This window comes from Protofrankia sp. CiP1_Cm_nod2 (assembly GCF_920664355.1).
Lineage (GTDB): Bacteria > Actinomycetota > Actinomycetes > Frankiales > Frankiaceae > Protofrankia.
Window position 1 is genome coordinate 24,886 of sequence record NZ_CAKKTL010000022.1, and the last position, 8,205, is coordinate 33,090.

Here is an 8,205-nt window from a genome sequence, read left to right on the forward strand (position 1 = left end):
GCTGACGGGTGTCGGCCGGCGGGGCTGGTGGGGCCGACCGAGGCGCGTCTGTGGTCGTGGCGGCGCGTCGGTGGTGGTCGTCAGCGGTTTCCGCTGTCGTGACGGTGTCCCGAACGGGTGTTTTTACCCGTAATATCCGATTAATACCGTAAAACTCCCGGTTCTCCCTGTACGACAGACATCCGTTCACTTCGGGCGATCAACAAGCCATCAACATCGACTCACTACCGGCATATCTGGGTCGAAGCTGCTGTATGACCGAGTCTCGTGCCGGTCGGGGCCGCCGGAAAGCACCGTCACCACCACACCAGCACCATCTATCGGGGGTTGTTTTTCATATGGCCGTAGACGTTGATTACTACGCCGTTCTCGGCGTAGCCCGCGACGCCGATTCCAAGGCGATCGAGGCCGCCGTCAAGAAGTCCATGCGCGAATGGCGCAAGCGCACCGAGGCCGCCGACCTCGGTGTGCGGCAGGAAGCCGAGATCAAGGTCAAGCAGATCGAGGAGGCCCGGACCACCCTGCTCGACGAAGCCAGGCGCGCCGCCTACGACCGCGCCCTGGCCGGCGGGGTGAAGCAGCCCGCCGTCCCGGTGCCGCGGGGCGGCGGCAGCCGGAACTGGCTGGAGCAGGCCGAAGGCTATCTCGCGGTCGGCGACTACCACTCGGCGGCGTACGCGGCCCGTGAGGCGACGCAGGTCGAGGGCAACAACGCGAAGACCTGGTGGATCCGCTCGCGCGCGAACTCGGGCCTGCAGCTCTGGCAGGACGCGCTCTATGAGGCCAGGCAGGCCGTCCTGATCGAGGGCAACAACGCCGAGTACCACTTCGCCCTCGGCCTCGTGCACGAGCAGATGGACCAGTTGAACGACGCCGTCGACGAGTACCGCCGCGCGGGCACCTGTGACCCCGCGAACCCGATATACGAGCTGGCGGTCGGTGGCGTCTACGCCTCGGCGGGCCGGCTCGACCAGGCCCTGCCGATCGTCGAGGCGGTCTACAGCCGGCATCCCGAGGATCCGGCCGCGAACTACTACCTCGGTTCGGTGCTCATCGATCTCGCCGAGCGGATCCCCAAGGTGAGGCAGCGCGACGTATATGCCGTCACCTCCCGCGAAGAGATCGACCAGATGCGGAAGCTGGCGAACCGGGCCCTGGCCCTGAACAAGGTCGACGACGAGATCCGCAAGAGCGCCGACCAGATCCTGAAGTACCTGGACAGGATGGAGCAGAAGTCCTTCCGGCCCCCGATGCAGTGGGCCAGAGCCGCGCTCGGCGGGGCCGCGGAGGGCGGCTGGATGCTGCTGATCATCATGTTCATGATCGTTGGGGGATTCATGCTGCTGCCCGCGATCCTGGTCATCGCCGGGTTCGCCAGCCTCGCGCAGAGCCCGGGCGGGGGCTTCATGAGCATCCTGATCGGCGCCGCCCTCGGCTGGGTCTGGTACAAGCTGTCGTGGGTCCCGCGCTGGAAGCACAACAAGCGGGAGTTCGTGTGAGCCGGCCGGTCGGGATCGACCTCGGCACGACGTACTGCGCGGTCGCCACCATCAACATCGCCGGCCAGCCGGAGATCGTGCGCAACAGCGACGGGCAGAGCATCACGCCCTCGGTCGTGCTCTTCGACAACGGCGAGGCTATCGTCGGCCAGCAGGCCAAGCTCCAGCGGGCCGCGTTCCCCGACGACGTCGTGGAGTTCGTCAAGCGGCAGATGGGCAACGACGCCTGGCACTTCTATCCGACGGCCGGTGACCCGTACACGCCCGAGGGAATCTCGGCCGTCATCCTCAAGCGCCTTGCCTCGGACGCCAGCCAGGTGCTCGGAGAGCCGGTCAGGGACGTCGTCATCACGGTTCCGGCGTACTTCGACGACGCGCAGCGCAAGGCCACCAAGGACGCGGGCGAGATCGCCGGGCTGAACGTCATCTCGGTCATCAACGAACCGACCGCGGCCGCGCTCAGCTTCGGTGTCGAACGCGGCCTCAACGGCACGATCCTGGTCTACGACCTCGGCGGCGGCACGTTCGACGTCACCCTCCTGAAGGCACGCAACGGCGATTTCGGCATCGTGCGGACCGACGGTGACCGCAACCTCGGTGGCTTCGACTTCGACAACGCCGTCATCCAGTGGATCAAGGCTGAGTTCGCCGCCCGGACCGGTGAGATCATCGAGGGCGACGTCCTCGAGGCCCAGCTCCGCGACCGCGCCGAGCAGGCGAAGCACCGGCTCAGCACCTCCGACCAGGCCCCGGTCTTCGTGTCGGCCGCCGGGCGCAACGAGAAGCTCGTCCTGACCCGCGAGAAGTTCGAGGAGATCACCGAAAGCCTCCTCGCCCGCACCCAGATGCTGGTCGAGGACGTGGTCGAGGGCGCCGAGCTCACCTTCCGGGACATCGACAAGGTGCTGCTCGTCGGCGGCTCAACCCGTATGCCGATGGTCACCCGCATGCTGACCGAGGCGACCGGCCAGGCGCCCGACCAGTCGATCCACCCCGACGAGGCGGTCGCCAAGGGGGCCGCCATCGTCGCGGCACTGCGCGGCGGTGGTGGTGCGCCGACACCGACGCCGGTGGTACCCGGCGGTCACCCGATCGAGGTCAGTGACGTCGTGTCGCACGGGCTCGGCGTCATCGTTCTCGACGGCGCCACCGGACTGGAGATCAACGCGGTCATCATCCCGGCCAACTCGAAGATTCCCTGCCAGCGCGCCGACGTCTTCTTCACGGTCGTGCCCAACCAGACCGAGCTCAAGGTGCGGGTCACCGAGGGCGACGAGACCGACCTCAAGTACGTCAAGAAACTCGGCGACTCGCTGCTGAAGCTGCAGCCGCATCCGAAAGAGGGATCACCCATCCAGGTGATCTTCTCCTGCGACATCGACGGCATCCTGCACATCGAGGTCGTCGACCTGGCCGATGACAAGCCCCTCGGTGAGTTCGAGATCGACCGGGCGAAGAACCTCGACCGCAAGGAGATCGACCGCATGCGCGACGCGCTCTCCGGCCTGGAGGTCCAGTGACCACCACCCAGGGCGAGGTGACGCTCGCGTCGCTGTCGGAACGCCTCGACGGCCTGACCGATCTGTTCAAGCGGCGCCTCCTCGACGACCGCGACAAGCGGGCGGTCATCGAGGAGCTGCAGGCCAGACTCCGGCAGGCCGAAGAGGCACGGGCAGCCGAGTCGCTGCGCCCGCTCGTCACCCGGATCGCGCTGCTCGTCGAGCGGCTCGAGACGACCGATGCCACCGAGGACCTCCGCGGGTCGGTCATCGAGGAACTCAAGGACGTCCTGGAGTCCTTCGGGGTGACCAGTGTCGCGGTGGGTGACACGGTCGACCCACGCCGCCACGAGATCGTGTCGGTGACGGGCGAGGGGCCTGAGCTGCGCGTCGGCCGGCTGGTGCGCGCGGGCTACGAAAAGGATGGCTTCATCCTGCGGCCGGCGAGGATCACGGCCGTCCGGGTGACTCCCGATCCGGTGCCGGCCGATCCACCGGCCGATCCAGGTTCGGGCGGCGGTGAATGAGCGTGGCCAGCCCTGTTGACGTCGACGCCCAGCTCCGTTCGCTCGTTCGGGAGCTGGAGGCGAACACGCGACGCCTCGCCGACGCCCGGAGCGACCTGAAATGCGCCGAGAAGACCTGGCGCCACCAGGCCGACCAGATGGTTGCCGTCACCGCCGACCAGACCGGCGACGCGCTCGGGTGGGACCGCGGGCGCATCGAGACCAACGCGCGGGAGGCACATACCGCGGCCCTGGGCGTGGCCACCCGCCTGCTCGGCCGGAAGGCGCCGAGCTACCTTGTGGCCGGCTGGGCGAGCGACGTGTGGAGGCAGGTGCCACCGCCCGCATCCGGTGAGTGGCTTCGCGTCGGTACGGCGACGTTCGAGGCCGACACGCTGCCGCTCGTGCTGCCGCTGTCGGCCGGGGTGTGGAGCGTAGTCGGCGCCGACGCGAACGGCTTCAAGGCGCTCATCCAGAACACGATTGCCCGGGCTGTGGCGGCATTCGACCCTCCCCGGTTGCGGGTGCTCGCCTACGACCCGGTCCTGGCTCTCGACCTCGCCGCGTTCGCCGGGCTGCGGGCCGTGTCACAGGCCAGCGTGCCGCCGACGATCACGTCGACCGAGGATTTCGAGCGCACGCTCGACAGCCTGCTGACCGACCTCGCCGCGGTGCATGACCGGCTGACCGCCGCCGGTCAGGACACATACTGGAGCGCGCTGGCGGCCGGCCACGCGCTGGCCTCGACGATCCCCTTCCGCCTGCTCGTCATCGGCTCGGCCACCGAGCACCTGACCGGCCGCGGCATCGCCCAGCTGGACCAGCTGCGCCGGCTCGCGGCCGACCAGGGGCTGCTCATCATCGAGTCGACCAGCGGACGGCCGCCCGTGAGCGGTACCACTACGACAACGATCTCCCTGAACGGCGCCACCGCCACGGCCAGCACCGTGCCGGGCATCAGCTGGACGCCTGACCCGTGGGCCGGCGACCGGTTCATCCGGATGCTCAGCACCGCCCTGGTCGACCGGCCGCGCGGGAGCCTCGCGCCGACCGTCGACTTCAGGAAGATCGTCGGGGCCATCCAGGACCCGTGGATGAGCGAGGCCGACGAAGGTTTGGAAGCGGTCATCGGCACGGTCGACGGCCGCGACCTCGTCCTGCGGCTGCGGTCGGAGAACCCGCCCATGCCCAACGCCCTCATCGGCGGCGCGGTCGGCCAGGGCAAGTCGAACCTGCTGCTCGTTCTCATCCACAGCCTCGCCGCGAAGTACTCGCCAGCCGAGCTGGAGATGGTGCTGGTCGACCTGCGCGACGGCGTCGAGTTCGCAAGGCTCGGCCCGGGGGCCGACGGTGCGACCTGGCTGCCGCACATCCGCGCCCTCGGCCTGGAGTTCGACCCCGACTACTGCATCGGGGTCCTGCGCTGGGTGCGGCAGCAGATGACCGAGCGCTCGAAGCTGCTCACGGCGCACTCGGCGACGACGTTGACGAAATACCACGAGAACACCGGAAAGGTCATTCCGCGGCTGCTCGTCGTCATCGACGAGTTCCAGCGGCTCTTCGAGGGCGACGACGACCAGGCCGCCGAGGCGGCGTCGCTCCTCGAGAGCATCGCGCGGACGGGCCGTGGATTCGGCGTCCACCTCGTGCTCGCCTCGCAGGCCATCACCGGTATCCGGGGGCTGGCCACGAAGGCGGACGCGATCTTCGGGCAGTTCCACAACCGCGTGACGCTGCGCAACACCGCCGGCGAGTCACAGGCGTTCCTCGCGGCGCACAACCTGGCCGCCACCGAGCTCGAGCACCGTGGCCAGGTCGTCGTCAACGACGCGCTGGGCGCCCTCGACGCCAACACCATCGGCACGGTCGCCTACGCGGACGCGGACTACCTGCGGCAGCTGCAGGCCCGGCTCTTCCAGCGAGGGTACGGCGCGCCTCCGAGCACCTTCCGGGCCTCGTCCTTCGCGGCCTGGCCGCGGACGTCCATCCCGAGCGTTCAGAACCGCGTCACCGCGGCGGTCGGCCTGCCCATCGCCATCGACGCCACCCCCCGCGGCGTGGCACTGACCCGGGCGCCGAACCAGGGGCTCGCCGTCGTCGGCACCGACCGCTCGGTCGCGATCCCGGTGCTGGTCCGGGCGGTGACGACGGCCGCGGACAGCCTCGGCGGAAACACGCGGATCACCGTTCTCGACGCCGACGGGGCCACGGAGGCGCCGAGCGCGTGGGTCGCCGCCCTCATCGAGCACCTGACGCGGCACGGCGCGGCGGTCGAGCGCGTGGGCCACGACGCGATCGCGGCCAAAGTGATCGAGCTCGGGCAGCGGAAGGGCACCACGGATCTCGTGGTCGCCCTCGCGCTCGACTCGGTCGACCTCGGCACGCCGACCGAGGCCGACTACCTGATGCCGAACGACTCGCTGCGCGAGCTGTTCAAGTCCGGGCCGCTCGGCGGCACCTGGGCCATCGGCTGGTGGCAGAGCATGCCGGTCCTCGAGGAGCACCTGGGCTACCGGGCACCCGGGATCCGGGCGTGGGCCTTCTGCGGTGTCTCCCGCGACGATCTCACGTCGATCTGCGGGCACGCGGTGCGTGAGCCGTCCGCCAGCCCGCGTTTCGTGTGGTTCGACCGCACGGGCGGGCCCGGCGCAGAGCTCCTCGTGCCGTTCGCGGCGACCGATGTCCTCGGGACGACGGACCTTGGCTGACAACGACCTCTTCGCCCAGTACGCGGAAGCTCTGAACACGCTCGGCTCGGTCGACAACCGCCGGCGCGACGCCCTGCGCAGGGCGGTCGAGACCGCCACCGCCGCCGAGAACAAGGCCCGGACGCGGCGGGCCGACCAGCAGCGGATGTACGACCGGGCCGCCAAGGACGCCGACGACGCCGACCGTCTGCTTTCAGACCTGCGCTGCGTGCTCGGCCTGCCGGACGCGGTGGTGAGCGCCGGCACACCGCGCTCCGGCACACCGCGGCCCGGCACGCCGCCGCGGCTGGTGGAGATTCGCGGGCAGATCCGCGAGGTGGCGCAGTGGGCGACCGAGGCCAGGCCGGTCGCCGAGTCGCTGCTGCGCACCCAGGCACGGCTGGCGAGAGCGGCCCCGGCACCGGCGAAGCCGGCGCCTCCTCGGGTCGCGACGCCCCCGGCATCTCGCGGGGTCCCGGGTGGGGTCATCGCGGCCGTCGTCGCCCTCGTGATCCTCGTGGTCGTCACCGTCGTCCTTCTCGCGCGCTAGGAGAAACCCATGTCGCAGCTCGGTCAGCTCAAGGGCCAGATCGACTCCATCGCCCAGCAGGCAAAGTCCACCGCCGGCCAGCTCTCGGCCTTCAAGTCGAGGTTCTCGCAGGCCGCCGGCCAGGTGCAGAGCACCATCGGCGGCAGCGCCCAGAGCAAGGACAAGGAGGTCGTTCAGGCGATCAAGGAAGCGCAGAGCAAGGTCGACGCGGCCGTCGAGGCCCTGGCTCAGGCTGCCCGCGTCGCCTCGAGCTACGGGCAGTCGCTGTAGTGGCCGACAACCGCCCGGACCCGCGGAACGCCGCCGCACTGCGGGCGCTCCACAGCCTGCTCGCCCAGGCATCCCATGAGGCCGCGGCTGCCCAGACGATGCTCCAGGACTCGACCGCCAGATTCCAGGCCGTCAGCGAACAGGTCATCGCGGTGGTGGGCGGCAGCGCGCAGCAGGTCGACAAGCAGCTGGCGCAGTCGCTGCGGGAGGCGGCCCACCACACCGGCACGGCCATCGCCGCGCTCGGCGCCGCGAAGTCGTCAGCCCGGTCCGTTCACTAGCGTCCGGAGGCATCCGTGTCCGAACTGGAGTCTGTCTGCCACGCGCTCGAGGACAGCCTGCGGCCGCTGCCGGCGCTGGTGGACAACCTGCGGCAGCGCGCCGCGCGGCTGCGTTCGATGGCGGCGGAGATCGAGCAGGCGGCCCGGCAGGTCCACAACGGGCCCGACTGCCGGCGTGTGATCCACGGGCTCCACGAGGCCGCGAGCGCGACCGAGGCGAGCGCGCAGGCCCTCGCCGCCGCTGCCGCGCAGGGGCACGCCTTCGTGAAACGGACGATCGGCGGCGGCGCCGCGCACGCGGGCGGCGGACTCATGGACGCGGGGCGCAAATTCGTGAACGGCGTCATGGTCCCCGCGGGGATAGTCGGCTTCCTTCAGTTCTCTGGCGACGCCCTGAAGGCCATGAACATCGACACCCCGCTCGCCAGCCATTCCCCCACCGAGATGGTGGAGCGGAAACGGGACGCGGAGCTGGAGTTCATAGGCGAGCAGGTGGCGGATGAGGAAATCAAGCGGACGCGCGAGGCGACCGAGCGGGCCACGAAACGCCCGCCGGGGACCGGTCCCGGCGAGGACCTGGAACCCAGGCCGTGATGTTCGAGGAGCCGACGCCGTCAGGTGGAAGGCGCTATACGCTCGCCCCAGCCCGGCGAGTGCCGCGTGATGCTGTTTTCCCGTCACATCCTTGGATCTTCCAATAGGATGATCTTGTGGAGGTAAGCGTGCACGCGGCTTGAAGATCTTGCCGTGGGTAGCGGTTTGTGGGCATGGCTTTGGGCCGTCGACCTACAACCGACGGGTGCCAGCCATGAGCCGACGCGCGCCGGTCTCGGTTTGTCAGCGGTTTTCGTCGTGGCGGGGCCGTCGCCATCACAGCGGCGGCTGCTGTCCACGGGGCTGGTGCCGGGCGGCC

At 69.8% G+C, this 8,205-nt stretch carries 8 protein-coding genes; all 8 read left to right on the forward strand.

What is annotated here, in order from left to right:
- Positions 1-338: 338 nt before the first annotated feature.
- From NBW84_RS04240 to NBW84_RS04275, 8 genes are read left to right on the forward strand one after another with little or no spacing between them, the layout of a single operon-like run.
- A complete protein-coding gene (locus NBW84_RS04240) occupies positions 339-1,499 on the forward strand; it encodes a DnaJ domain-containing protein (protein ID WP_250281894.1) in 1,161 nt (386 codons plus the stop codon).
- Positions 1,496-3,019 (forward strand): Hsp70 family protein, encoded by a 1,524-nt coding sequence (locus NBW84_RS04245; protein ID WP_250281895.1) that lies wholly within the window; start codon positions 1,496-1,498, stop codon positions 3,017-3,019. The genes NBW84_RS04240 and NBW84_RS04245 overlap by 4 nt, the downstream gene beginning before the upstream one ends.
- Positions 3,016-3,525: a nucleotide exchange factor GrpE gene (locus tag NBW84_RS04250; RefSeq protein ID WP_250281896.1), complete on the forward strand. Its 510-nt coding sequence runs from the start codon at positions 3,016-3,018 to the stop codon at positions 3,523-3,525. Before NBW84_RS04245 ends, NBW84_RS04250 begins: the two co-directional genes overlap by 4 nt.
- 2 nt (positions 3,526-3,527) lie before the next feature.
- Positions 3,528-6,212, forward strand: coding sequence for an FtsK/SpoIIIE domain-containing protein (locus tag NBW84_RS04255; RefSeq protein ID WP_250281897.1), 2,685 nt, complete (start codon positions 3,528-3,530; stop codon positions 6,210-6,212).
- On the forward strand, positions 6,205-6,741 hold the full coding sequence (locus tag NBW84_RS04260) for a hypothetical protein (RefSeq protein WP_250281899.1): 537 nt from the start codon (positions 6,205-6,207) through the stop codon (positions 6,739-6,741). Before NBW84_RS04255 ends, NBW84_RS04260 begins: the two co-directional genes overlap by 8 nt.
- A gap of 9 nt (positions 6,742-6,750) precedes the next feature.
- Positions 6,751-7,011 carry a hypothetical protein gene (locus tag NBW84_RS04265; RefSeq protein WP_250281901.1) on the forward strand — a complete coding sequence of 87 codons (261 nt, stop codon included), beginning with the start codon at positions 6,751-6,753 and terminating at the stop codon, positions 7,009-7,011.
- On the forward strand, positions 7,011-7,292 hold the full coding sequence (locus NBW84_RS04270) for a hypothetical protein (RefSeq protein WP_250281903.1): 282 nt from the start codon (positions 7,011-7,013) through the stop codon (positions 7,290-7,292). Before NBW84_RS04265 ends, NBW84_RS04270 begins: the two co-directional genes overlap by 1 nt.
- A 15-nt stretch (positions 7,293-7,307) precedes the next feature.
- Positions 7,308-7,886: a hypothetical protein gene (locus NBW84_RS04275; protein ID WP_250281904.1), complete on the forward strand. Its 579-nt coding sequence runs from the start codon at positions 7,308-7,310 to the stop codon at positions 7,884-7,886.
- Positions 7,887-8,205 lie beyond the last annotated feature (319 nt).

Coding starts and splice junctions, on each gene's coding strand:
- NBW84_RS04240 (WP_250281894.1), top strand. CDS start 339: ATGGCCGTAGACGTTGATTACTACGCCGTTCTCGGCGTAGCCCGCGAC.
- NBW84_RS04265 (WP_250281901.1), top strand. CDS start 6,751: ATGTCGCAGCTCGGTCAGCTCAAGGGCCAGATCGACTCCATCGCCCAG.